Genomic DNA, 23,117 nt, shown 5'->3' with positions numbered 1-23,117 from the left:
CGTGGATCACGCGCGCACCTGGGCCAGTTCGGCACGCATGGCGTCGATCACCGCCTTGTAGTCGGGCTGGTTGAAGATGGCCGAGCCGGCGACGAAGGTGTCGGCGCCCGCCTCGGCGATCTCGCGGATGTTCTTCACGTTGACCCCGCCGTCGATCTCCAGACGGATGTCGTAGCCAGAAGCGTCGATCAGGGCGCGGGCCTCGCGCAGCTTGTCGAGGGTGGCGGGGATGAACTTTTGCCCGCCGAAGCCGGGGTTGACGCTCATCAGCAGGATCATGTCGACCTTGTCCATCACGTACTTCAGGCAGTCCAGCGAGGTAGCCGGGTTGAACACCAGGCCAGACTTGGCGCCGCCGTCGCGGATCAGCTGCAGCGAGCGGTCGATGTGCTGGGTGGCTTCCGGGTGGAAGGTCACGTAGGTGGCGCCGGCGTCGATGAAGTCGCCGATGATGCGGTCGACCGGCGACACCATCAGGTGCGCGTCGATCGGTGCGGTGATGCCGTACTTGCGCAGCGCCGAGCAGACCATCGGGCCGATGGTCAGGTTGGGCACGTAGTGGTTGTCCATCACGTCGAAGTGGACGATGTCGGCGCCGGCGGCGAGCACCTTGTCGACCTCCTCACCCAGGCGGGCGAAATCGGCGGACAGGATCGACGGGGCGATGGCGAAGGGCTGCATGCGAACCTCAGGCATGAATCACGGTGGCGCGATTGTAGCCTGAGTCGGTCGCGAAGGCTGTTGTCACACGTCAGTGAACGCCTGCGACTTCCGCCGCAGGCGCTGCAGCCGCGTCACTCGGGCATGGCGGTACGCAGTTTCTCACTGCGCCCGCGCAGCCATTCCAGGGTCAGCAGCATGACCACCGAGAAGGCGATCAGCAGGGTGGCGGCGGCGGCGATGGTCGGCGACAGGTTCTCGCGGATGCCGCTGAACATCTGCCGTGGCAGGGTGGCCTGCTCGGGGCCGGCGAGGAACAGGGTCACCACCACTTCGTCGAACGAGGTGGCGAAGGCGAACAGCGCACCGGAGATCACCCCGGGGGCGATCAGCGGCAGGGTCACCCGGCGGAACGCGGTGATCGGCGAGGCGCCCAGGCTGGCGGCGGCGCGCACCAGGTTGTAGTTGAAGCCCTGCAACGTCGCGGACACGGTGATGATCACGAAGGGCACACCGAGCACGGCGTGCACCAGGATCAGCGAGGTGTAGCTGTTGCCCAGGCCCAGCGGGGCGAAGAACAGGTAGCTGGCCACACCAACTATGACCACCGGGGCGACCATCGGCGAGATCAGCAGGCTCATCACCAGCGCCTTGCCGCGGAACTCGCCACGGGTCAGGCCGATCGACGCCAGGGTGCCGAAGACCATCGCCAGCACCGTGGCGGCCGGTGCCACGATCATGCTGTTCTTCAGCGAGCGCATCCACTCGGCCGAAGTGAAGAACGACTCGTACCAGCGCAGGGAGAAGCCCTGCAGCGGGTAGACCAGGAAGCTGCCGGAGTTGAACGACAGCGGGATGATCACCAGCACCGGCAGGATCAGGAACAGCAGCACCAACGCGCACAGGCCACGGTGGGTCCAGAACCAGGCGCGCTCGACGGGGGACTTGTAGGGGCTCAGCATCTGCATTCTCCAATCAATCTCTAGCGGGGCTTTCGCCCCTCTCCCGCTCTGCGGGCACCCTCTCCCCAAGGGGCGAGGGTCATCAGTTGGCCTGCTAGGCAGGCTTTTATCCCAAGCGCAGGCGGCTCGCGCCCACCAGCCAGCTGTACACCACGTAGAGCAGCATGGTCGCCAACAGCAGCAGGCCGCCCAGCGCCGTGGCCATGCCCCAGTTGATGGTGCTGTTGGTATAGAAGGCGACGAAGTAGCTGATCATCTGGTCGCCCGGGCTGCCCAGCAGCGCCGGGGTGATGTAGTAGCCGATGGACAGGATGAACACCAGCAGGCAGCCGGCGCCGACGCCGGCCAGGGTCTGCGGGAAGTACACCCGCCAGAAGCTGGCGAAGGGATGGCAGCCGAGCGAGATGGCGGCGCGCATGTAGCTCGGCGAGATGCCCTTCATCACGCTGAAGATCGGCAGGATCATGAACGGCAGCATGATGTGCACCATGGCCACGTACACGCCGGTGCGGTTGAACACCAGCTGCAGCGGCGCATCGATCACGCCCATGGCGATCAGCGCGCTGTTGATCAGGCCGCCCGACTGCAGCAGCACGATCCACGCCGCCACGCGGACCAGGATCGAGGTCCAGAACGGCAGCAGCACCAGGATCATCAGCAGGTTGCTGGTACGGGTCGGCAGGTTGGCCAACAGGTAGGCCAGGGGGTAGGCCAGCACCAGGCAGATGGCGGTGATTACCAGGCCCATCCAGAAGGTGCGGGCGAAGATATCCAGATAGATGGCCTGGTCCGGGGTGGCGGACGCCAGCTCGCCCAGATCATCGATGCGATGGTCGAGGGACGCCAGCAGGAAATAGGGGGTGACACCACTGTCGTTGCGACGAATCACCTGCCAGTAGGCCGGGTCGCCCCAGCGCTCGTCGAGGTTCTCCAGCGCATCTTTATAGGAAGCCGGCTCCTGCTTGAACGGCAGGGCGCGACCGGTCTTGGCCAGCAGGCTGCGGTAGCCGGCCAGCTCCATGTTCAGGCGTTTGGAAAGATCGCCGATGGTCTGGTTCTTCCGTGCCTCGGCCAGGTCAAGAGCCAGGGCCTGGTACACCGGCTCCTCGGGCAGGCCGCGACCATCCCAGGTACCGATCGCCTCGACGGTGCGCGGCAGGCTGCCGACCACCTCGGGGTTCTCCACGCTCTTGTACAGCAGGATGCCGATCGGCAGCAGGAACACCACGAAGAGGAACACCAGCAACGGCAGGATCAGGCCCTGAGCCTTGAGCCGGTTGATGCGCTCGGCGCGGGCCAGCTTCTGCTTCAGCGTCAGACCGGCGAACTCGGTGAGGGATACGGTAGTGGCCATCGCGGGCTCCAGAAACACCGGGACAAAGCGCCCTCGCCCAACAGCGGGCGAGGGTCAGGAGGGACGGGGGAGCGTCCCTCCAACCAACTCCCCTTCACCAGGAAGGGGCACTGCACGGGATACTTACTTGGCCGCCCAGGCGTTGAAACGCTGCTCCAGCTGCTCGCCGTAGTCGGCCCAGAAGGTCACGTTCATGGCCACCTGGTTGGCGATATTTTCCGGCGTGGTCGGCATGTCCTTGAGCAGCGCCGGGTCGAGCAGCTCGACGGCCTTCTTGTTGGCCGGGCCGTAGGCGATGTTCGACGAGTACACCTTCTGCTGCTCCGGCTGCACGCTGAACGCGGCGAAGGCCTTGGCGGCGTCGGCATCCTTGGCACCTTTCGGGATGGCCCAGGAGTCGAAGTCGTAGATGCCGCCGTTCCACACCACCTTCAGGTTGCTCTCCTTCTGCACGGCGGCGATGCGGCCGTTGTAGGCGGAGCTCATGACCACGTCGCCGGAGGCAAGGAACTGTGGCGGCTGGGCGCCGGCTTCCCACCACTGGATGTGCGGCTTGATCTGGTCGAGTTTCTTGAAGGCGCGATCCTGGCCTTCTTGGGTGGCGAGCACGCTGTAGACGTCTTTCGGCGCCACGCCGTCGGCCATCAGGGCGAATTCCAGGGTGTACTTGGCGCCCTTGCGCAGGCCGCGCTTGCCCGGGAACTTGGCCACGTCCCAGAAATCGGCCCAGCTGCTCGGGGCAGCGGAGAGCTTGTCGGCGTTATAGGCGAGTACGGTGGACCACACGAAGAAGCCCACGCCGCACGGCTGGATGGCACCTTCGATGAAGTCGTCGGCACTGCCGAACAGAGCCGGGTCCAGTTCCTCGAACAGGCCCTCGTCGCAACCACGGGACAGCTCGGGCGACTCCACTTCCACCAGGTGCCAGGACACGCTGCTGGTGTCGACCATGGCTTTGACCTTGGCCATCTCGCCGTTGTACTCGCCGGCGATCACCTTGCCTTTGCCGGCCGCTTCCCACGGCTGGTAGAAGGCCTTGGTCTGGGCGTCCTTGTTGGCGCCACCGAAGGAGATCACCGTCAGGTCGGCGGCCATCGCCTGGCTCGCGCCGAGCAGGCCGAGGGCCAGGGCCCCGCTGCTGAAACCATGGCGACGGAAGATGCTGCGGATATTGCTCATTGTTGTTTTCTCCACTGTGCAGGGTTGGTAATGCCTGGCGCCGTCACTCGACGATCAGAGGGTCTAGCGCCCTTACGTGCTCCACATGCCAGCCGAGCGGCACCACGTCGCCCACGCCCAGGGCGGGGTCGAGCTCGGCGATCGGCTGTTTGACGAAGAAGCTGGGGTTGCCACACACCTCCATGCGGATGCGCACGTGGTCGCCCAGGTAGATGAACTCGGCCACCCGGCCGCTGAAACGGTTGGCGCAGCTCTCGCTGGCGCTGTTGATGCGCACCCGCTCGGGACGGATCGACAGGCTCACCGGTGCGCCCGGCGCGCCGACATTCACCGCCAGCGCCTGTACCTGCTCGCCACGGGCGGTGCGCACGGTGCAGCGCTCGCCATCACGGCTGACCAGCTCGCCGGCCAGGCGATTGTTCTCGCCGATGAACTGGGCGACGAAGGTGTTGCGCGGCGCCTCGTAGAGGTCGCGCGGCGGGGCGATCTGCTGGATCTCGCCCTGGTGGAACACCGCCACCCGGTCGGACATGGTCAGCGCCTCGCCCTGATCGTGGGTCACGTAGACCACGGTCACGCCCAGGCGCTGGTGGATGTGCTTGATCTCCATCTGCATGTGCTCGCGCAGCTGCTTGTCCAGCGCGCCGAGCGGCTCATCCATCAGCACCAGCTGCGGCTCGAACACCAGCGCGCGGGCCAACGCCACGCGCTGCTGCTGGCCGCCGGAAAGCTGCGCCGGGTAGCGGTGGCGGAAGTTGTCGAGCTGCACCATGGACAGCGCGCGCTTGACCCGCTCGGTGATGTCGGTCTTGTTCATGCCGCGCACGATGAGCGGGAAGGCCAGGTTCTCGGCCACCGTCATGTGCGGGAACAGCGCGTAGTTCTGGAACACCATGCCAATGTCGCGCTTGTGCGGCGGCACGTTGTTGATGGCGCGCCCGGCCAGGAGGATCTCGCCGGCGGTGGGCGTCTCGAAACCGGCCAGCATCATCAGGCTGGTGGTCTTGCCGGAACCGGACGGCCCGAGCAGGGTGAGGAACTCGCCCTTGCGGATATCCAGATTGAGGTCTTTGACGATCAGGCTTTCGCCGTCGTAGCTCTTCTGCACGCCCTTGAAGCTGACGAGCACGTCGCTGGAAGCATTCTCGGCCATCACACACCTTTGTTCTTGTTGCCGTGCTGTAAGACTAGAAAGCCCTGCAGCCGGCGCAAATCGGGCGGTATGAGAGATTGCTATAAGGCGGAAGGAGGAGGCGCTGTAGGGATTGCCCTACAGCACCAACACTTGCGATCAGCGCTCGGCCCAGCGGGCGAAACGCTCCTCCAGGGCGGCGCCGTTGGCGGCCCAGAAGGTCGCATCCATGCCCACGCCGCCGGCCAGATTGGCCGGGGCGGTGGGCAGGTTGGCGCGGACCTTGGGGTCCAGCGCGGCAATGGCGTGGCGGTTCACCGGGCCGTAGGCGATGTTCTCGGCGAAGCGCCGCTGCGGCTCCGGCTGGCTGGCGAAGGCGACGAAACGGCGCGCCTGGTCGGCCTTGCCGAGACCCTTGGGCAGCGCCCAGTAGTCGAAGTCGTAGATGCCGCCGTTCCAGCTCAGGGCCAGTTGCGGCTGCTCGGCCTGGGCGGCGGCGATCCGGCCGTTGTAGGCCGAACTCATCACCACGCGGCCGTCGCCGAGCAGGCGGATCGGCTCCACGCCGGTCTTCCACCAGTGCAGCTGCGGCTTGAGCTCGTCCAGCTTGCGGAAGGCACGATCCTGGCCCTCGGCGCTGGCCAGCACCCGGTATACGTCCTTGGCCGGCACACCGTCGGCCATCAGGGCGAACTCCAGGTTGTACTTGGCACCCCAGCGCAGGGCGCGCTTGCCGGGGAAGCGCTTGGTGTCCCAGAAGTCGGCCCAGCCCTGGGGCGCGCCTTTCACCTTGGTTCCGTTGTAGGCCAGCACCGTGGACCAGACGAAGATGCCGACGCCACAGGGCTGCACCGCGCCAGGCAGGTAGTCGGCGGCATCACCGAGCAGCTTGGGATCGAACTTCTCGAACAGGCCGTCCTCGCAGCCGCGTGCCAGCTCCGGGGCCTCCACCTCGACCACGTCCCAGGACACGTGGCTCATCTGCGCCATTTTGCGCAACTTGCTCAGGTCGCCGTTGTAGGACCCATGCACCACGCTGGTCCCGGTGGACTTCTTGAACGGGTCGTAGAAAGCGGTGCGCTGCGCCTCCTTGTTGGCCCCGCCGAAGGAAATCACCGTCACGTAGTCGGCGTGGGCCGGCAGCGCGGCCGCCAGAAGGCTGCCTGCAAGGTACTTCTTGTACATCTTGTTCCCCATTGCATCGATGCCCTGGAAACGGGCGAAAGGCTTGCGCCAGAGCGGTCGCCGCGAAAGGTGACCAATCAGCCACGAAGCGACTGCAATGTAAAGAGGTGCAAACGAGGAACTTGTCTCAGATCAACTTGTGCTCGACCGCGTACTTCACCAGATCGGCCACCGAGTGCAGATTGAGCTTCTGCATCAGGCGCGCCTTGTGGGTGCTGATGGTCTTGCTGCTGACCGACAGCTGCTGGGCGATCTCGTTGACCCCCTCGCCGCGCACCAGGCGTTCGAACACCGAAAACTCGCGCTCGGACAGCAGCGCATGCGGCGGTCGCGAGTCGGTCAGGCCGACCTCGAAGACCATGCGGTCGGCCAGCTCCGGGTCGATATAGCGGCCACCGGCGGCCACCTTGCGGATGGCGGTGAGCAGCAGCGCCGGGTCGCTGTCCTTGGTGGCGTAGCCGGCGGCGCCGATCTTCAGGGCGCGGGCGGCCATCTGCGCCTCGTCGTGCATGGACAGCACCAGCACCGCCGGCGGCTCGCTCAGCGCACGGATGCGCGGAATCGCTTCCAGGCCGTTGACGCCGGGCATGGAGATATCCAGCAGCACCACCTCGCAGGGGGTATGGCGCAGGGTCTCCAGCAGCTGCTCGCCATTGCAGGCCTCGCCGGCGACGACGAGATCCTTGGCCAGGCCGATCAGCTGCTTGATGCCCTCGCGGACGATGGTGTGGTCTTCGGCCACCAGTACTCGAATCACGCTACGACCTCTTCATCCAGTGCCACACGCACGCTCAGGGTGGTGCCCTCCCCCGGCGCGCTGTCGATGTCCAGGCTACCGCCGAGCATCAGCACGCGCTCGCGCATGCCGACCAGGCCGAAGGATTGTGCGCGCTGGGCGGCCGTGTCGAAACCCCGACCATCGTCACTCACCCGCAGGCACAGCTCGCCGCCCTGCACCTCCAGGTCGATCTCCACCGTGTGCGCCTGGGCATGCCGCAGCACGTTGGTCAGCGCCTCCTGCAGCACGCGGAACAGGCCGATGGCCTTGGCGTCCGCCAGCGCCGGCACCTGCTCCGGCACCCGCACCAGGCAGGGAATGGCGCTGCGCGCCTCGAAGCGCCGGGCCTGCCATTCGATGGCCGAGGCGATGCCGGCATCGAGGATCGGCGGACGCAGCGCCGTGGCCACGTCGCGCACCAGCTGGAACAGGTTGGCGATCAGCTTCTTCATGCTGTCCAGGCGCGCCTGCAGGCCGGCGTCGAGGCCGGCGTAGGCCAGTTCGCACATGGAGGTCTCCAGCTTGAGCACGGTGAGCACCTGGCCCAGCTCGTCGTGCACCTCGCGGGCGATGCGCGCCTTCTCCTCCTCACGCACGCTCTCCAGGTGCGCCGACAGCTCGCGCAGCTGGGCGCGCGACTCGGCCAGCTCCAGCTCGATGGCCTTGTTGTCGCTGATGTCCCACACCACGCCGTCCCATACCACGTGCTCGGCGCTGAGCTGGCGGGCGCTGGCCTTGATATCGGCCCAGCGCACGCGACCGTCGCGGGTGAGGATGCGGCCCTGCCACTGCCAGTCGCTGGCGGCCTCGATGGCAGCGTCCTGAGTGGCGTGGTAGGCGGTGCGGTCCTCGGGGTGGACCAGGCTGCGGATGCCGAAGTCCACCGCCATGATGGTCGCCGGCGGGTAGCCGACCAGCTGCTCGCTGCCCTCGCTGATAAAGGCGAAGTCCACCGGCGCACCGGGCAATGGGCGCTCCAGGCGGAACACCAGGCCCGGCACGTTGCCGGCGATGCCCTTGAGCCGCGCCTCGCTCTCCTCCAGGGCGGCGTGGGCACGGCGCCGTTCAGTGACATCGGTGAGGTAGACCACCAGGTACTCGGCCTCGCGAAAACGCAGGAAACCCAGGGTCACGTCCGCCGGCATCCAGCTGCCATCGGCGCGGATGCAGTTGCTCTCGAAGCTCAGCGCGCCCTCCTCGTGCTGGCGCACGCGCTTCCACAGGCCGAGCCAGCGGTCCATGCCCAGGTTCGGCTCGAAATCCTGCAGCGGCCTATCGACCATGGCGTGGCTGTCGTAGCCGAGCATCTCGGCCACCGCCTGGTTGGCGTAGCGCACGCGGCTGTCCCAGTTGACCCAGAGGATGCCGACCGTGCTGTGGTCGAGGGAGAACTGCGCCAGGCGCAGCGCCTCTTCGGCCACCTCGCGCCGGGCCAGGGTCGCGCGCGCCTCCAGCAGGCGCTTCTCCAGGCCGCCGCGCTGGCGGCGCAGCACGCCGAGCAGGGCCAGGCTGACCAGCAACAGCAGGCCGAGCAGCAGGCTCAGGTTGCGCCAGAACAGCGGCGACTCGCCGAGGCTCGGCGTGCGGGCCGTCAGCCAGCGCTGCTGCAATTGCTCCAGCTGCTCGGCCGGCAACTGGCGCAGGCCGGTGTCGAGGATGGTCGCCAGCTCGGGCCAGTCGCGACGGGTACCGAGGCGCAGCAGCTGCGGCAGGCCAACGTCGGCAATCACGGTGAGGCCGACGAACTCGCTCTCCTGACTGAGGCGGCTGAGCTGCGCCTGGTCGATCACCGCATAGCGCGCCCGCTGCGCCAGTACCGCGCGCAGCGCCTCGCGGTCGGAGGGCTGGGCCTGCAGGCGCAGGTTGAAGTAGTTGCCGCGCAGGTAGTCGGCCACCACGCTGGGCTCGCGCACGGCCAGCGGCTCGCGCTCGCCGAGGTTCTCCAGCTCCACACCCAGTTCGCCCAGGCGCTCGCCCACCAGCAGATGGGGAACGCGCAGGTAGGGATCGGAGAACTGCCACAGGCGCAGGCCGGCGGGGGTCTGGGTCAGTCCCGGGGCAAAATCGACGCGCCCGGCACGCAGGGCCTGGTCCAGCGCCGCCTGGTCGGCATAGCCGAGCCAGCTCAGCTCGACGCCGAGGGACTTGGCCAGCGCCTCGCTCAGCTCGACATTCAGCCCGCTGAGTTGCTGCTGGCGGCGCTGGTACTCGGCATAAGGCGCCTGCAGCACCACGCCGGCGCGCAGCCGCGGATGCTCGGCCAGCCAGGCACGCTGCGCCGCATCCAGCTCGACCGCCTGGCCCAGCAGGGGAAACAGCAACAGCAGCCAGCACAGCAGTCGAATCATGCGCACAGCGTCGATCCACATCATCTCGGGTCCGCTTTCTACCTTACCTGACAAACCGCGGTGAAGCGCTTAGGCTGCTAGAACCTCCCGCTACCGAAGTGCTGAGATGCGCCGTCCAGTCCTGCCGACACTCCTGGCCCTGTGCCTGACCCTCGCCCTGCCCGTGCATGCCGAGGAAGAAGCCCCGACTCCCGCCGAAACGCCTGCCGGCGAAGCCCCCAGCGAGGGCGCCGCGCCTGCCGAGGCGCCACGCCAGCCGCTGGAAGAGCGCGTCGAGGACAACGCCGCAGGGCTCGAGCGCCAGCTGCCCAGGGACGAACAGCAGACCCTGCAGGCTGGCGAGGAGAAATTCCTCGCCCTGTGGAAGCCGGCCAACGCACCGGAGTCCAAGGGCGTGGTGATCCTGGTGCCGGGCGCCGACGAGAGCGCCGACTGGCCTCAGGCGATCAAACCGCTGCGCCTGAAGCTGCCGGATGTCGAATGGAGCACGCTCAGCCTGAGCCTGCCGGACAGCAAGGCCGCGCCACTGCCGGAAGCGGTGCTGCCGCGCGCGCCGGAACCGGTGACCGTCGATACCGCCACCGCGCCGGCCGAGGGTGCCGCGCCAGACCCGGCGACCGAAGGCGCGACCAGCGGTGCCCCCGCCGAGGCCGCGCCGCCCGCCGCCACACCCGCGCCGCCTGCGGTCGACCCGGCCGAGCGCATCTTCGCGCGCATCCAGGCCGGCATCGCCTTCGCCGAACAGCAGGACGCCAAGAACATCGTGCTGCTCGGCCATGGCGACGGCGCCTACTGGGCCGCGCTCTATCTCAGGGAGCGCAAGCCCGAGCAGATCAAGCAGCTGGTGGTGGTCGCACCGCAGCTGCCCGGCGGGCAGACCCCGGCGCTGGACGAGCTGATTCCCGGCCTCAAGCTGGCCACCAGCGATTTCTTCTACAAGGACCTGGCCGCCGATCGCGGCAGCGCGGTACGGCGCAAGCAGGCCAGCAAGCGCCTGGCCCATGACGGCTACACGCAGATCGCCCTCAAGGCCCTGCCGGGCAACCTGGAAGCCGAGCAGGAGCAGCTGTTCCGCCGGGTGCGCGGCTGGCTGGAGAAACAGTAGACCGCAGGTGCGGGCCGCTAGCGGAAGCCGTGGCGCTGGCGCACCAGCTCGTAGGCGATCTGCAGCTCGCGGGTCTTGTCGGTCGCCGTACGCAACTGCGCCGCGGTGGCGCCGGAGCCGGCCAGCTTGTCCGGGTGGTGGCGACTGATCAGGCGGCGGTAGGCGCGCTTGATCACCGCCGGCTCGCTATCCATCTGCACGCCGAGCAGGCGCAGGGCCGCCTGGTAATCGCTGGACTTCACCTGCGGCACTTGGCGCGCCGGCTCGTACTCGGCGGCCAGGGTCTTCAGCGCCTCGCGCTTCCACTCCAGCCAGAGCCCCCACTGCTGGATCAGCCGGGACTCCGCCTCGCTCACCCGGCCATCGGCCCAGGCCATGCGCCAGCAGGTGCGCAGCAGCGTTTCACCCCGTTCCGGGCGCTCGTGCAGCGCACGCAGCGCGGCGCGCAACTCCTTGTCGTCGACCTGCTTGCCGCGGTTGAAGGCCTGCATGGCGCGCCGCCGGCCCGGCTCATCCAGGCCCAGGCGCTGCATCTCGTTGCGCGCCGCCTGGATATGACTGTCGAGCACCCGGCCGTCGCTCTTGGCCAGCCGACCGACCAGCATGAACAGCAGGTCCTCGTCGTCCAGCGGCGGCGGGCGCTTGGCACCGAGCAACTCGCGCAGATGATCGAGGGACTGCAGGCGCAGACGGCGATCCAGCACCTGGCCGAGCAGACCGCCGAGCAACGCGCCGGGGATGCTGGCGATCGCCAGCCCCGCCGCCGCGCCGATCAGTGTCGCCGGCCAGAGCATGTCAGGCTTCCGCCGCCAGCAGGCGCTCGACGTCCGCCAGGCGCTCGTGGGTGCCGACGTCGACCCAGCGACCGGCGAAGTGCTCGCCGCTGACCTGACCGTCGGCCATGGCGGCGCGCAGCAGCGGCGCCAGCTTGAAGGCCCCCGGCTGGCAGCCAACGAACAGGCGTGGATGCAACACGGCCATGCCGCTGTAGGTGAAGCTGGCCTCCCCGTCGGCGGCATCCGCCACGCGACCGCTCTGCAGGCGGAAGTCGCCGCTCGGGTGGTGGACGGGGTTATCCACCAGCACCAGATGGGCCAGACCCTGCAACGGACGGCGCAGGGCGGCGAAGTCGTAGTCGGTCCAGATATCGCCATTGACCACCAGGAACGGCTCCTCGCCCAGCAGCGGCAGGGCCTTGAAGATGCCGCCGCCGGTTTCCAGCGGCTCGCCCTCGGCCGAATAGACGATGCGCAGACCGAAGCGGCTGCCGTCGCCCAGGTAGTCCTCGATCTGCTGGCCGAGCCAGGCGTGATTGATCACCAGCTCGCTGAAACCGGCGGCGGCCAGGGCACGCACATGGAACTCGATCAGTGGAATGCCGCCGGCACGCACCAGGGGCTTGGGCGTGTGCAGGGTCAGCGGCCGCAGGCGTTCGCCCTTGCCCGCCGCGAGAATCATCGCCTTCATGCCGGTTGCTTCTCCCGCTGTGGCAGGCTGGCCAGCAGTTCACCGAGCACGGCCAGTTCGGGGCGCCGCGCCAGCACCGCCTCTATATAGGAGAAGAAGCGCGGCACATCGTTCAGGTACTTGGGTTTGCCGTCGCGATGGCAGATGCGGGCGAAGATGCCGATCACCTTGAGGTGGCGCTGCACGCCCATCAGGTCACTGGCGCGGTGGAACTCGGCGAACTGGGCCGGTACCGCGAGGCCGGCATCACGCGCCAGGTGCCAGTAGCGCTGCAGCCAACCGATCACCCTTTCCTCGGGCCAGCTGAGGAAGGCGTCCTTGAACAGGCTGGTGACGTCATAGCTGATCGGGCCGTGCACCGCGTCCTGGAAATCGAGGATGCCGGGGTTGGGCTGGCTCAGCATCAGGTTGCGCGGCATGTAGTCGCGATGGACGAATACCCGCGACTGGGCCAGGGCGCTGCCCACCAGCAGATCGCAGACCTGCTGCCACTGGCCGCGCTGCGCTTCGTTCAGTTCCACGCCGAGATGACGCTGCAGGTACCAGTCGGGGAACAGCTGCAGCTCGCGGCGCAGCAGGGCATCGTCATAGGGCGGCAGCTGACCCTCGACCGGCAGTTTCTGGAAGGCCACCAGGGCCTGCAAGGCCTTGTCGAACAACGCATCGGCGTTGTCCGCGTTCAGCACCTCGAGCCAGGTTTGCGAGCCCAGGTCGTCCAGCACCAGGAAGCCACGTTCCAGATCCTGGGCCAGGATGCGCGGCACATGCACGCCCGCCTCGGCCAGCATGGCGGCGACCTTGACGAAGGGCCGGCAGTCTTCCTGGGGTGGCGGTGCGTCCATCAGGATCAGGCTGCGGCCCTCGGCCTGCCAGCGGAAATAGCGGCGGAAACTGGCGTCGCTGCTGGCCGGAGCCAGGCTCGCGGAGGGTACTTCGCCCCAGCCTTCGCCTTGAAACAGGGCGGGTAGACAGTCTTGCAGCCAGCTCTGCAGGAGCTGGAGACGCACATCTTGATCGGGCATTACAGGGGTCTCCGACGGCGCTAGCCGTTGCGCGGGTCATGCTTTATTATCCAGCATCTTTTTCAGCCCATCGAGAGGCGTGCGGCCCCCGCGGGTCGAAGGCGCGCAGGAAGCCCGGAAAAACAAGATGGCAGTAAAACTCCCCCTGTTCCGTAAAAAATTCCCGTTGCTGGTGACCGGCAGCCTGCTGGCTCTGCAACCTCTGGCCTCGCCTTTCGCTATTGCCGCCGAGCAGTACGACTGCTCCGCCTCCGCCTCCGGCGGCTGGGCCTGCTCGCCGAAGAGCAATGCCGCTGCCGCACTGCCGCGCCCGCAGCACAGCGCCACCGCCGTCAGCTCCGTTGCCGGCACCGGTGCCGCCCAGTCGGCCGATGGCCAGGCGCAGGGTGAGCAGGCGGTACTGGTCACCGAGAGCAAAGGCCGCGCCCTGAGCAGCCGCAGCGCCGACTACAGCCACCTGGACTGGGTCCCGCGCGACAAACTGAGCGCCGCGCAACTGGCGGAAGTCGGCCCGTACTGCGAAGGCTCCTACGTCGAGCCGCTGCGCCCGGGCATGAGCGACGACACGCCGATGGACGAGGCGCCGCTGTTCGTCTCGGCCAAGGCTTCGCGCTACGAGCAGGAGAAGGAAGCCGCCACCCTCGCCGGTGACGTGGTCCTGCGCCAGTCGAGCATGCAGATCGAGGCCGAAGAGGCCACCCTGCACCAGGCCGAAAACCGTGGCGAGCTGAAAGGCAACGTGCGCATTCGCGACAACGGCATGCTGGTGGTCGGCGACCGCGCCGAGATCCAGCTGGACAATGGCGAAGCCAAGGTCGAGAACGCGGAATACGTGATCCACAAGGGCCACGTCCGCGGCAATGCGCTCTACGCAAAACGCGAAGAAAGCGCCGTCGTCCGCCTCAAGGACGGTACCTACACCCGTTGCGAGCCGGGCAACAACGCCTGGCACCTGAAGGGCAACAACATCAAGCTGGACCCGGCCACCGGCTTCGGTACCGCGACCAACGTGACCCTGCGGGTGAAGGACATTCCGGTCTTCTACACCCCGTACATCTATTTCCCGATCGACGATCGTCGCCAGTCCGGTTTCCTTGCGCCGGGCATCAGCTCGTCGAGCGACAACGGCTTCACCCTGTCGACGCCGTACTACTTCAACATCGCACCGAACTACGACGCCACCCTCTATCCGACCTACATGGCCAATCGCGGCCTGATGATGGAAGGCGAGTTCCGCTACCTGACCAAGGGCAGCGAAGGCCAGGTCGGTGGTGCTTACCTGGACGACCAGGAAGACGAGCGCGAGCTGCAGTCGGAGTACGAAGACCAGCGCTGGATGTACAACTGGCAGCACAAGCAGGGCCTGGATGAACGTCTGCTGGCCGAGATCGACTACACCGATATCAGCGATCCCTATTACTTCCAGGATCTGGAAAGCGACCTGGAAAATCTCGAGACTCCGGACTTCCTCAATCAGCGCGGCACGCTGAGCTGGCGCGGCGACTCCTTCACTGCCCGCCTCAATGCCCACGCCTATGAGCCGACCAGCGTCGTCGACGTCACCCCATACGAGCGCCTGCCTCAGCTGACTCTGGATGGCATGCTGCCATTTCAGCCGGGCGGCCTGAACTTCACTTACGGCACCGAGTACGTACGCTTCGACCGCGACCTGCGTAGCGGCAATTTCATCGACGAAGATGGTAATCCGGAGCCCTGGTACGACAACAACGTCCGTGGCCTGGCTCGCTCCACCGGCGAGCGCATCCATCTCGAGCCTGGCGTCAGCCTGCCACTCGACTGGACCTGGGGCTATATCAAGCCAAGCCTGAAGTACGCCTATACCCAGTACGATCTGGACCTTGACTCCATCGGCAAGGCCCAGGTCGGCGGCGACTTCGAGGATTCTCCGGATCGCAGCGTGCCGATCGCCAGCATCGACAGCGGCCTGTACTTCGATCGCAATACCCAGTGGTTCGGTACCAATTATCGCCAGACCCTGGAACCGCGCGCCTATTACCTGTACGTGCCGGAAGAAGATCAGGACGAAATTCCGGTGTTCGATACCGGCGAGTACCGCTTCAACTATGCATCGCTGTTCCGCGACAACCGCTTCTCTGGCCACGACCGCATCGGCGACGAGAACAAGCTGTCGCTGGGTGTGACCACTCGCTGGATCGAGACCAATGGCTTCGAGCGCCAGCGCTTCAGCATTGGCCAGGCTATCCACTTCGCCGACCGCAAAGTGCAGATGCCTGACATTGACTATCGCACCCGTGACGACGCTACGTCCGATCTCTCGCCCTACGCGCTGGAGTACATGTACCGCTTCAACCGCGACTGGCGCCTGACCTCGGACTTCAACTGGGACGGCGAGGCCCACCGCACCCGCTCCGGCAGCCTGATGTTCCACTATCAGCCGGAAGACAATCCGAACAAGGTGATCAACGCCGGCTACCGCTATCGCGACGACACCATCCGCTACGACCAGGCCAGCGGCAACTGGACCTTTGGTAGCGACTTCGGAGTCGAGGGGCAGCCGAACTTCATCGAGGACTATTACAAGATTCAGCAGCACGACTTCTCGGTCATCTGGCCGATCGTGTCGCAATGGAACGTGATCGCCCGCTGGCAGCATGACTACGCCCGCAATCGCACACTCGAAGCCTTCGGCGGCTTCGAATACGACAGTTGCTGCTGGAAGCTGCGCCTGATCAACCGCTACTGGATCGACTACGAAGAAACCAGTCTCAATCCGGACGTAAACGAGGAGCCGGATCGCGGCATCTTCCTGCAGATCGTCCTCAAGGGCCTCGGCAACGTGCTGGGCGGCAAGACTGAGAGTTTCCTCGATAAAGGCATTCAAGGTTACCGTGAACGTGAAGAACAAGCTTTCTGATTGCCTGCGCCCGCTGTTGCTGGGCGCAGTTTTCCTCGCTTCCGCCGCACAGGCGCAGCTCCAGTCCATCGACCGTGTAGTCGCCATCGTCGACAACGACGTGATCATGTATAGCCAGCTGGACCAGCGCCTGCGCGAGGTCGAGCAGACCATCGGCAAGCGCGGCGGCCAGCTGCCGCCGCAGGATGTGCTGCAACAGCAGGTGCTGGAGCGCCTGATCGTCGAGAACCTGCAGCTGCAGATTGGTGATCGCTCCGGCATCCGTATCACCGACGAAGAACTGAACCAGGCCATGGAAGGTATTGCCCAGCGCAACCGCCTGAACCTGGACCAGTTCCGCGCCGCCCTGGCCCGTGACGGCCTGTCCTACGACGAGGCCCGCGAGCAGATCCGTCGCGAGATGGTCATCAGCCGCGTGCGCCAGCGTCGTGTGGCGGAGCGTATCCAGGTGACCGATCAGGAAGTGCAGAACTTCCTGTCCTCGGACCTGGGCGAGATGCAGCTGTCGGAAGAATTCCGCCTGGCCAATATCCTGATCCCGGTTCAGGAAGCGGCCTCTCCGGACGAGATCCGCGCAGCCGCACAGAAGACCTCCGAGGTCTACGACAGCCTGCGCAATGGCGCCGACTTCGCCCAGACGGCGATGTCCAGCTCCGCCAGCGAGAACGCCCTGGAAGGCGGCGAGATCGGCTGGCGCAAGGCCGCCCAGCTGCCACCGGCGTTCGCCGAGATGATTCGCGCCCTGTCGGTCGGCGATATCACCGAGCCGGTTCGCACTCCTGGCGGCTTCATGATCGTCAAGCTGCTGGACAAGCGCGGCGGCGACACCCTGGTACGCGATGAGGTTCACGTGCGCCACATCCTGATCAAGCCCAACGAAGTACGCAGCGAAGAAGAGACCCGCCGCCTGGTGGAGCGCCTGTACCAGCGCATTGTCGCCGGCGAGGACTTCACCACCCTGGCCAAGAGCTTCTCCGAAGACCCGGGTTCGGCGCTGAATGGCGGCGATCTCAACTGGATCGACCCCAACACCCTGGTCCCGGAGTTCCGCGAAGTGATGGCCAAGACTCCGAGTGGCCAGCTGTCCGAGCCATTCAAGAGCCCCTACGGCTGGCACGTGCTGGAAGTCCTCGGCCGACGCGCCACCGACAGCAGCGAGCAGTACCGCGAGCAGCAGGCGATGAACGTCCTGCGCAACCGCAAGTACGACGAAGAGCTGCAGGCCTGGCTGCGCCAGATCCGCGACGAAGCCTACGTCGAGATCAAGCTCTGATCGCCTGATCGCAGTGAAAGAGCCCGGTTCCGCCGGGCTTTTTTTCGCCTCGCGCCTTTGCGCGTACAGTATTCCTCTCCGACCCGGTATTCCCACGAGGCCGCCATGACCACTTCCCGCCTGTTTGCCCTGACTCCCGGCGAGCCCGCCGGCATCGGCCCGGACCTGTGTCTGCTGCTGGCGCGCGAGGTGCAGCCCGAGGCGCTGGTGGCCATCGCCAGCCGCGACCTGCTGTCCGAGCGCGCGCAGCAGTTGCGACTGAGCATCGAGCTGATCGGCGTCGGTCCCGGCCAATGGCCGAGCGCCCCGGCTCCGGCTAGCAGCCTGTATATCTGGGATACGCCCCTGGCGGCTCCGGTAGTGGCCGGCGAACTGGACAAGGCCAACGCCGCCTATGTACTGAATACCCTGACCCGCGCCGGCCAGGGCTGCATCGACGGCACTTTCGCCGGGATGATCACCGCCCCCGTGCACAAGGGCGTGATCAACGAGGCCGGCATTCCCTTCTCCGGCCACACCGAATTCCTCGCCGAACTGACCGCCACCGAGCAGGTGGTGATGATGCTGGCGACCCGCGGCCTGCGCGTGGCCCTGGTGACCACTCACCTGCCGCTCAAGGACGTAGCCGCCGCGATCACCGACGAACGCCTGGCCCGCGTAACTCGCATCCTGCACGCCGACCTAGTGGAGAAGTTCGGTATCGCCAACCCGCGCATCCTGGTCTGCGGCCTCAATCCGCATGCAGGAGAGGGTGGCCATCTGGGTCGCGAGGAGATCGAGGTGATCGAGCCGACCCTGGAGTTGTTGCGCAGTGAAGGCCTGAATCTGATCGGCCCGCTGCCGGCCGATACCCTGTTCACGCCCAAGCACCTCGACCGTTGCGACGCGGTACTGGCCATGTACCACGACCAGGGCCTGCCGGTGCTCAAGTACAAGGGCTTCGGCGCGGCGGTCAACGTCACCCTGGGCCTGCCGATCATCCGCACCTCGGTCGACCACGGCACCGCGCTGGATCTGGCCGGCAGCGGCAAGGTCGATACCGGCAGCCTACGGGTCGCGCTGGAGACCGCCTACCAGATGGCCAGCGCACGCCGCGCTTAGAGCCTGAGCCCGCGGCTGCTAAACTGCCGCTCTTTGCATTGCGCTTTGAGCTTGTGCTTGAAGCTTGGAGCCGTACCGATGTCCGAATACCAACACCGCGCGCGCAAGCGCTTCGGCCAGAACTTCCTGCACGATGCCGGCGTGATCCACCGCATCCTGCGCGCCATTCACGCCAAAGAGGGCGAGCGCCTGCTGGAGATCGGCCCGGGCCAGGGCGCGCTGACCGAAGGCCTGCTGGGCAGCGGTGCGCAGCTCGACGTGATCGAGCTGGACCTCGACCTGATCCCCATCCTGCAGAGCAAGTTCGGCGACAACCCGCGCTTCAAGCTGAACCAGGGCGACGCGCTGAAGTTCGACTTCGCCCGCCTGGACGCCGCCCCCCACAGCCTGCGCGTGGTCGGCAACCTGCCGTACAACATCTCCACCCCGCTAATCTTCCACCTGCTGGACAACGCCCCGCTGATTCGCGACATGCACTTCATGCTGCAGAAGGAAGTGGTCGAGCGCCTGGCCGCCGAGCCGGGTGGTGGCGACTGGGGCCGCCTGTCGATCATGGTCCAGTACCACTGCCGGGTGGAGCACCTGTTCAACGTCGGCCCGGGGGCCTTCAACCCGCCGCCCAAGGTCGACTCGGCCATCGTCCGCCTGGTGCCGCATGAAACCCTGCCGCACCCGGCCAAGGACCATCGCCTGCTCGAGCGGGTGGTGCGCGAGGCCTTCAACATGCGCCGCAAGACCCTGCGCAACACCCTCAAGCAACTGCTGCCGAACGAGGCCATCGAGGCCGCCGGCGTGGACGGGGGCCTGCGCCCGGAACAGCTGGACCTGGCCGCCTTCGTGCGCCTGGCCGATCAGCTGGCCGACCGCCAGGCCAGCGGCCAAGCGGACTAAACTGCCCTTTCAGCCTGTCGAGTTTGTTCAGATGGCCGACCCGCGTTACCAGATCGACGTCAGCGTCGAGACCCGCTACCTCCCGGAGCAATCGACTCCGGAGCAGAACCGCTATGCCTTCGCCTACACCGTGACCCTGCACAACGGCGGCACCGAGGCGGCCAAGCTGCTCAGCCGCCACTGGATCATCACCGACGGCGACGGCCGTGTGCAGGAAGTCCGCGGCGCCGGCGTGATCGGCCAGCAGCCCCGCCTGGAGCCAGGCCAGAGCCACACCTATAGCAGCGGCACGGTGATGGCGACCAAGGTCGGCAACATGCATGGCAGCTACCAGATGGTCACCGACGACGGCAAACGCTTCGATGCGCCCATCGCCCCATTCCGCCTGGCCATGCCGGGGGCCCTGCACTGATGGCCACTTATGCGGTGGGCGACCTGCAGGGCTGCCTGCAACCGCTGAAGTGCCTGTTGCAGCGGGTCGCCTTCGACCCAGCCCAAGACAAGTTGTGGCTGGTCGGCGACCTGGTCAACCGCGGCCCGGAGTCGCTGGAGACCCTGCGTTTTCTTTATTCGATCCGCGATGCGTTGGTCTGCGTACTCGGCAACCACGACCTGCATCTGCTGGCCGCGGCGCACAACGTCGAGCGCCTGAAGAAGAACGACACCCTGCAGGAAATCCTCGACGCCCCGGACCGGGGGGACCTGCTCGAATGGCTGCGCCGGCAGAAGCTGATGCACCATGACGAGCAGCGCGACATCGTCATGGTGCACGCCGGCATCCCGCCGCAGTGGACGCTGAAGAAGGCACTCAAGCGCGCCGCCGAAGTCGAAGAAGTGCTGCTCGACGATGCCCGCCTGCCGCTGTTCCTCGACGGCATGTACGGCAACGAGCCGGCCAAGTGGGACAGCGATCTGCACGGCGTCACCCGCCTGCGGGTGATCACCAACTACTTCACCCGCATGCGCTTCTGCACCGAGGACGGCACCCTCGATCTGAAGAGCAAGGAAGGCGTGGGCACCGCCCCGCCCGGCTACGCGCCCTGGTTCGCCTGGCCCGAGCGCAAGGCACGTGGGCAGAAGATCATCTTCGGCCACTGGGCGGCGCTGGAAGGCAACTGCGACGAACCCGGCCTGTTCGCCCTCGACAGTGGCTGCGTGTGGGGCGGCGCCATGACCCTGATGAACATCGACAGCGGCGAGAAATTCCGCTGCGACTGCAAGGAGACTCCCGCATGAGCGACTTCAAACGCATCCCCCCGGAGCAGGCCCAGGCCCTGCGCGAGCAAGGCGCCGTGGTGGTGGACATTCGCGACCCGCAGAGCTTCGCCAATGGTCATATCAGCGGCTCCCGGCATCTCGACAACCACAGCCTAGCGGACTTCATCGCCAAGGCCGACTTCGATGCACCGCTGATCGTCTCCTGCTACCACGGCAACTCCAGCCAGAGCGCCGCCGCCTACCTGGCGCACCAGGGCTTCGCCGAGGTGTACAGCCTGGATGGCGGGTTCGAACTGTGGCGCAGCCAGTATCCGGATCAGGTCTCCAGCGGCGACACCGAGTAAATTTTTCTGCGCGGCGCAAAGTCGCGCCAGCCGCTGCCTGCAGGCTACTTACCGACGAGCGGTTACGTCTTGTCACCATCTCTACACGCTTGACGCCGCCGAAACCGAACTACGCTTAGGGCGAGGCCATCCAGAAGGAAGAGCCGGCAAACCGGTTCCGGGCCATCGGTAGCGTCTTTATGGTGTCAGGGGGATTTCCAACGGCTGAGTAGCCGTCCACCCGTGCACCCGCCCGAATGACCCGCCCCGGCTCCACGCAAGCGAGCGAGGTGCAGTCATGAGTATTTTCAGCCACTTCCAGCAACGATTCGAGGCGACTCGGCAGGAAGAATATTCCCTGCAGGAATATCTGGAGCTGTGCAAAACGGACCGCAGCGCCTATGCCACCGCTGCCGAACGCATGCTGATGGCGATTGGCTCGCCCGAGCTGCTGGACACCTCGGTCGACCCGCGGCTGTCGCGGATCTTTTCCAACAAGGTGATCCGCCGTTACCCGGCCTTCGCCGACTTCCACGGCATGGAAGAGTGCATCGACCAGATCGTCTCCTACTTCCGCCATGCCGCTCAGGGCCTGGAGGAGAAGAAGCAGATCCTCTATCTGCTGGGTCCGGTAGGCGGCGGCAAGTCGTCGCTGGCCGAGAAGCTCAAGCAGCTGATGGAACACATCCCCTTCTACGCCATCAAGGGCTCGCCGGTGTTCGAGTCGCCGCTCGGCCTGTTCAACCCGGACGAGGACGGCAAGATCCTCGAAGAGGAATACGGCATCCCGCAGCGTTACCTGCGCACCGTGATCTCGCCCTGGGCCAGCAAGCGCCTCAACGAATTCGGCGGCGACATCAGCAAGTTCCGCGTGGTCAAGCTGCATCCCTCGATCCTCAACCAGATCGCCATCGCCAAGACCGAGCCGGGTGACGAGAACAACCAGGACATCTCCGCCCTGGTGGGCAAGGTGGATATCCGCAAACTCGAGGAATTCCCGCAGAACGACGCCGACGCCTACAGCTACTCGGGCGCCCTGTGCCGGGCCAACCAGGGCCTGATGGAATTCGTCGAGATGTTCAAGGCACCGATCAAGGTGCTGCACCCGCTGCTGACCGCCACCCAGGAGGGCAACTACAACAGCACCGAGGGCCTCGGCGGGCTGCCCTACAGCGGCATCATCCTGGCCCACTCCAACGAGTCCGAGTGGCACAGCTTCCGCAACAACAAGAACAACGAGGCGTTCATCGACCGCATCTACATCGTCAAGGTGCCGTACTGCCTGCGCGTCACCGACGAGGTGCGCATCTACGACAAGCTGCTGATCAACAGCTCCCTGGCCAACGCCCACTGCGCGCCGGACACCCTGAAGATGCTCGCCCAGTTCTCCACCCTGTCGCGCCTGAAGGAACCGGAGAACTCCAACATCTACTCGAAGATGCGCGTGTACGACGGCGAGAACCTCAAGGACACCGACCCCAAGGCCAAGTCGATCCAGGAATACCGCGACTCCGCCGGCGTCGACGAAGGCATGGCCGGGCTGTCGACCCGCTTCGCCTTCAAGATCCTGTCCAAGGTCTTCAACTTCGACCCGCACGAGATCGCCGCCAACCCGGTACACCTGCTCTATGTGCTGGAGCAGCAGATCGAGCAGGAACAGTTCCCCGCCGAAACACGGGAGAGGTACCTGCGCTACATCAAGGAATACCTGGCGCCGCGCTACATCGAATTCATCGGCAAGGAGATCCAGACCGCGTACCTGGAGTCCTACAGCGAGTACGGCCAGAACATCTTCGACCGCTATGTGCTGTACGCCGACTTCTGGATCCAGGATCAGGAATACCGCGACCCGGAGACCGGCGAGATCCTCAACCGCGTGGCCCTCAACGAGGAGCTGGAGAAAATCGAGAAGCCGGCCGGCATCAGCAACCCGAAGGACTTCCGCAACGAGATCGTCAACTTCGTGCTGCGTGCCCGCGCCAACAACAACGGCAAGAACCCCACCTGGCTCAGCTACGAGAAGCTGCGCGTGGTGATCGAGAAGAAGATGTTCTCCAACACCGAGGATCTGCTGCCGGTCATCAGCTTCAACGCCAAGGCCAGTAAGGAGGACCAACAGAAGCACAACGACTTCGTCACTCGTATGGTCGAACGTGGCTACACCGAGAAGCAGGTGCGCCTGCTGTCCGAGTGGTACCTGCGGGTTCGCAAGTCGCAGTAACC

Annotated in this window: 20 protein-coding genes; 9 read left to right on the top strand and 11 right to left on the bottom strand. The window is 66.0% G+C overall.

What is annotated here, in order from left to right; all coding sequences use genetic code 11:
• Window positions 1–6: 6 nt before the first annotated feature.
• From rpe to FFS62_RS21140, 8 genes are all read right to left on the bottom strand, one after another.
• On the bottom strand, window positions 7–681 hold the full coding sequence (gene rpe, locus FFS62_RS21175; RefSeq protein ID WP_137974832.1) for a ribulose-phosphate 3-epimerase: 675 nt from the start codon (window positions 679–681) through the stop codon (window positions 7–9).
• A gap of 113 nt (window positions 682–794) precedes the next feature.
• Entirely contained in the window at window positions 795–1,622 is an 828-nt protein-coding gene (locus tag FFS62_RS21170; RefSeq protein WP_137974831.1) for an ABC transporter permease, read from the bottom strand.
• A 106-nt stretch (window positions 1,623–1,728) separates the two neighbouring features.
• Window positions 1,729–2,976 (bottom strand): ABC transporter permease, encoded by a 1,248-nt coding sequence (locus tag FFS62_RS21165; protein ID WP_137974830.1) that lies wholly within the window; start codon window positions 2,974–2,976, stop codon window positions 1,729–1,731.
• 123 nt (window positions 2,977–3,099) lie between these two features.
• On the bottom strand, window positions 3,100–4,155 hold the full coding sequence (locus tag FFS62_RS21160) for an ABC transporter substrate-binding protein (RefSeq protein WP_137974829.1): 1,056 nt from the start codon (window positions 4,153–4,155) through the stop codon (window positions 3,100–3,102).
• A 43-nt stretch (window positions 4,156–4,198) separates the two neighbouring features.
• On the bottom strand, window positions 4,199–5,308 hold the full coding sequence (locus tag FFS62_RS21155; RefSeq protein WP_137974828.1) for an ABC transporter ATP-binding protein: 1,110 nt from the start codon (window positions 5,306–5,308) through the stop codon (window positions 4,199–4,201).
• 138 nt (window positions 5,309–5,446) lie between these two features.
• The gene (locus FFS62_RS21150; RefSeq protein WP_371920166.1) at window positions 5,447–6,484 is read right to left on the bottom strand and encodes an ABC transporter substrate-binding protein; all 1,038 of its coding nucleotides are present in this window, start codon (window positions 6,482–6,484) and stop codon (window positions 5,447–5,449) included.
• 115 nt (window positions 6,485–6,599) lie between these two features.
• A complete protein-coding gene (locus FFS62_RS21145) occupies window positions 6,600–7,229 on the bottom strand; it encodes a response regulator transcription factor (RefSeq protein ID WP_137974826.1) in 630 nt (209 codons plus the stop codon).
• Window positions 7,226–9,598 carry a PAS domain S-box protein gene (locus tag FFS62_RS21140; RefSeq protein WP_137974825.1) on the bottom strand — a complete coding sequence of 791 codons (2,373 nt, stop codon included), beginning with the start codon at window positions 9,596–9,598 and terminating at the stop codon, window positions 7,226–7,228. The genes FFS62_RS21145 and FFS62_RS21140 overlap by 4 nt, the downstream gene beginning before the upstream one ends.
• 106 nt (window positions 9,599–9,704) lie before the next feature.
• On the opposite strand from FFS62_RS21140, the gene FFS62_RS21135 reads away from it, so the two are divergent.
• Complete coding sequence (locus FFS62_RS21135; RefSeq protein ID WP_137974824.1) at window positions 9,705–10,703, top strand: alpha/beta hydrolase family protein; 999 nt, start codon at window positions 9,705–9,707, stop codon at window positions 10,701–10,703.
• A gap of 17 nt (window positions 10,704–10,720) precedes the next feature.
• Here the strand turns inward: FFS62_RS21135 and FFS62_RS21130 are convergent, their stop codons facing one another.
• The 3 genes from FFS62_RS21130 to FFS62_RS21120 are packed head-to-tail and all read right to left on the bottom strand — an operon-like array spanning window position 10,721 to window position 13,192.
• Window positions 10,721–11,497, bottom strand: coding sequence for a TerB family tellurite resistance protein (locus tag FFS62_RS21130; protein WP_137974823.1), 777 nt, complete (start codon window positions 11,495–11,497; stop codon window positions 10,721–10,723).
• Between the two features lies 1 nt (window position 11,498).
• On the bottom strand, window positions 11,499–12,170 hold the full coding sequence (murU, locus tag FFS62_RS21125; protein ID WP_137974822.1) for an N-acetylmuramate alpha-1-phosphate uridylyltransferase MurU: 672 nt from the start codon (window positions 12,168–12,170) through the stop codon (window positions 11,499–11,501).
• The gene (locus FFS62_RS21120) at window positions 12,167–13,192 is read right to left on the bottom strand and encodes an aminoglycoside phosphotransferase family protein (protein ID WP_137974821.1); all 1,026 of its coding nucleotides are present in this window, start codon (window positions 13,190–13,192) and stop codon (window positions 12,167–12,169) included. Before FFS62_RS21120 ends, murU begins: the two co-directional genes overlap by 4 nt.
• Before the next feature lie 127 nt (window positions 13,193–13,319).
• Between FFS62_RS21120 and FFS62_RS21115 the strand changes: the two genes are divergently transcribed.
• The 8 genes from FFS62_RS21115 to FFS62_RS21080 all read left to right on the top strand — a co-directional run bounded on the left by FFS62_RS21115 (window position 13,320) and on the right by FFS62_RS21080 (window position 23,115).
• Window positions 13,320–16,088, top strand: a complete 2,769-nt coding sequence (locus tag FFS62_RS21115) for an LPS-assembly protein LptD (RefSeq protein ID WP_137974820.1) — start codon at window positions 13,320–13,322, stop codon at window positions 16,086–16,088.
• Window positions 16,063–17,361: a peptidylprolyl isomerase gene (locus tag FFS62_RS21110; protein WP_137974819.1), complete on the top strand. Its 1,299-nt coding sequence runs from the start codon at window positions 16,063–16,065 to the stop codon at window positions 17,359–17,361. The genes FFS62_RS21115 and FFS62_RS21110 overlap by 26 nt, the downstream gene beginning before the upstream one ends.
• 105 nt (window positions 17,362–17,466) lie before the next feature.
• Window positions 17,467–18,462: a 4-hydroxythreonine-4-phosphate dehydrogenase PdxA gene (pdxA, locus tag FFS62_RS21105; RefSeq protein WP_137974818.1), complete on the top strand. Its 996-nt coding sequence runs from the start codon at window positions 17,467–17,469 to the stop codon at window positions 18,460–18,462.
• A gap of 78 nt (window positions 18,463–18,540) precedes the next feature.
• Window positions 18,541–19,353: a 16S rRNA (adenine(1518)-N(6)/adenine(1519)-N(6))-dimethyltransferase RsmA gene (gene rsmA, locus FFS62_RS21100; RefSeq protein WP_137974817.1), complete on the top strand. Its 813-nt coding sequence runs from the start codon at window positions 18,541–18,543 to the stop codon at window positions 19,351–19,353.
• Window positions 19,354–19,384: 31 nt separating this feature from the next.
• Entirely contained in the window at window positions 19,385–19,765 is a 381-nt protein-coding gene (gene apaG, locus FFS62_RS21095; RefSeq protein WP_137974816.1) for a Co2+/Mg2+ efflux protein ApaG, read from the top strand.
• The gene (locus FFS62_RS21090; RefSeq protein WP_137974815.1) at window positions 19,765–20,589 is read left to right on the top strand and encodes a symmetrical bis(5'-nucleosyl)-tetraphosphatase; all 825 of its coding nucleotides are present in this window, start codon (window positions 19,765–19,767) and stop codon (window positions 20,587–20,589) included. Before apaG ends, FFS62_RS21090 begins: the two co-directional genes overlap by 1 nt.
• Window positions 20,586–20,915, top strand: coding sequence for a thiosulfate sulfurtransferase GlpE (gene glpE, locus FFS62_RS21085; RefSeq protein WP_137974814.1), 330 nt, complete (start codon window positions 20,586–20,588; stop codon window positions 20,913–20,915). Before FFS62_RS21090 ends, glpE begins: the two co-directional genes overlap by 4 nt.
• A gap of 277 nt (window positions 20,916–21,192) precedes the next feature.
• On the top strand, window positions 21,193–23,115 hold the full coding sequence (locus FFS62_RS21080) for a PrkA family serine protein kinase (RefSeq protein WP_137974813.1): 1,923 nt from the start codon (window positions 21,193–21,195) through the stop codon (window positions 23,113–23,115).
• Window positions 23,116–23,117: the final 2 nt, after the last annotated feature.

The organism is Pseudomonas sp. F(2018), from assembly GCF_005508865.1.
Lineage (GTDB): Bacteria > Pseudomonadota > Gammaproteobacteria > Pseudomonadales > Pseudomonadaceae > Aquipseudomonas.
Note: the sequence above shows the minus strand (reverse complement) of the source record. Positions and strands in the feature narration are given on the sequence as shown.

Excerpts from the sequence above, each read along its gene's own strand:
- FFS62_RS21165 (WP_137974830.1), bottom strand. The coding sequence starts at position 2,976 with ATGGCCACTACCGTATCCCTCACCGAGTTCGCCGGTCTGACGCTGAAG.
- apaG (WP_137974816.1), top strand. The coding sequence starts at position 19,385 with ATGGCCGACCCGCGTTACCAGATCGACGTCAGCGTCGAGACCCGCTAC.
- FFS62_RS21160 (WP_137974829.1), bottom strand. The coding sequence starts at position 4,155 with ATGAGCAATATCCGCAGCATCTTCCGTCGCCATGGTTTCAGCAGCGGG.
- FFS62_RS21080 (WP_137974813.1), top strand. The coding sequence starts at position 21,193 with ATGAGTATTTTCAGCCACTTCCAGCAACGATTCGAGGCGACTCGGCAG.
- FFS62_RS21155 (WP_137974828.1), bottom strand. The coding sequence starts at position 5,308 with ATGGCCGAGAATGCTTCCAGCGACGTGCTCGTCAGCTTCAAGGGCGTG.
- FFS62_RS21130 (WP_137974823.1), bottom strand. The coding sequence starts at position 11,497 with ATGCTCTGGCCGGCGACACTGATCGGCGCGGCGGCGGGGCTGGCGATC.
- murU (WP_137974822.1), bottom strand. The coding sequence starts at position 12,170 with ATGAAGGCGATGATTCTCGCGGCGGGCAAGGGCGAACGCCTGCGGCCG.
- FFS62_RS21120 (WP_137974821.1), bottom strand. The coding sequence starts at position 13,192 with ATGCCCGATCAAGATGTGCGTCTCCAGCTCCTGCAGAGCTGGCTGCAA.
- FFS62_RS21115 (WP_137974820.1), top strand. The coding sequence starts at position 13,320 with ATGGCAGTAAAACTCCCCCTGTTCCGTAAAAAATTCCCGTTGCTGGTG.
- FFS62_RS21140 (WP_137974825.1), bottom strand. The coding sequence starts at position 9,598 with ATGATTCGACTGCTGTGCTGGCTGCTGTTGCTGTTTCCCCTGCTGGGC.
- FFS62_RS21090 (WP_137974815.1), top strand. The coding sequence starts at position 19,765 with ATGGCCACTTATGCGGTGGGCGACCTGCAGGGCTGCCTGCAACCGCTG.
- rsmA (WP_137974817.1), top strand. The coding sequence starts at position 18,541 with ATGTCCGAATACCAACACCGCGCGCGCAAGCGCTTCGGCCAGAACTTC.
- FFS62_RS21135 (WP_137974824.1), top strand. The coding sequence starts at position 9,705 with ATGCGCCGTCCAGTCCTGCCGACACTCCTGGCCCTGTGCCTGACCCTC.
- FFS62_RS21150 (WP_371920166.1), bottom strand. The coding sequence starts at position 6,484 with ATGGGGAACAAGATGTACAAGAAGTACCTTGCAGGCAGCCTTCTGGCG.
- glpE (WP_137974814.1), top strand. The coding sequence starts at position 20,586 with ATGAGCGACTTCAAACGCATCCCCCCGGAGCAGGCCCAGGCCCTGCGC.
- rpe (WP_137974832.1), bottom strand. The coding sequence starts at position 681 with ATGCAGCCCTTCGCCATCGCCCCGTCGATCCTGTCCGCCGATTTCGCC.
- FFS62_RS21170 (WP_137974831.1), bottom strand. The coding sequence starts at position 1,622 with ATGCTGAGCCCCTACAAGTCCCCCGTCGAGCGCGCCTGGTTCTGGACC.
- pdxA (WP_137974818.1), top strand. The coding sequence starts at position 17,467 with ATGACCACTTCCCGCCTGTTTGCCCTGACTCCCGGCGAGCCCGCCGGC.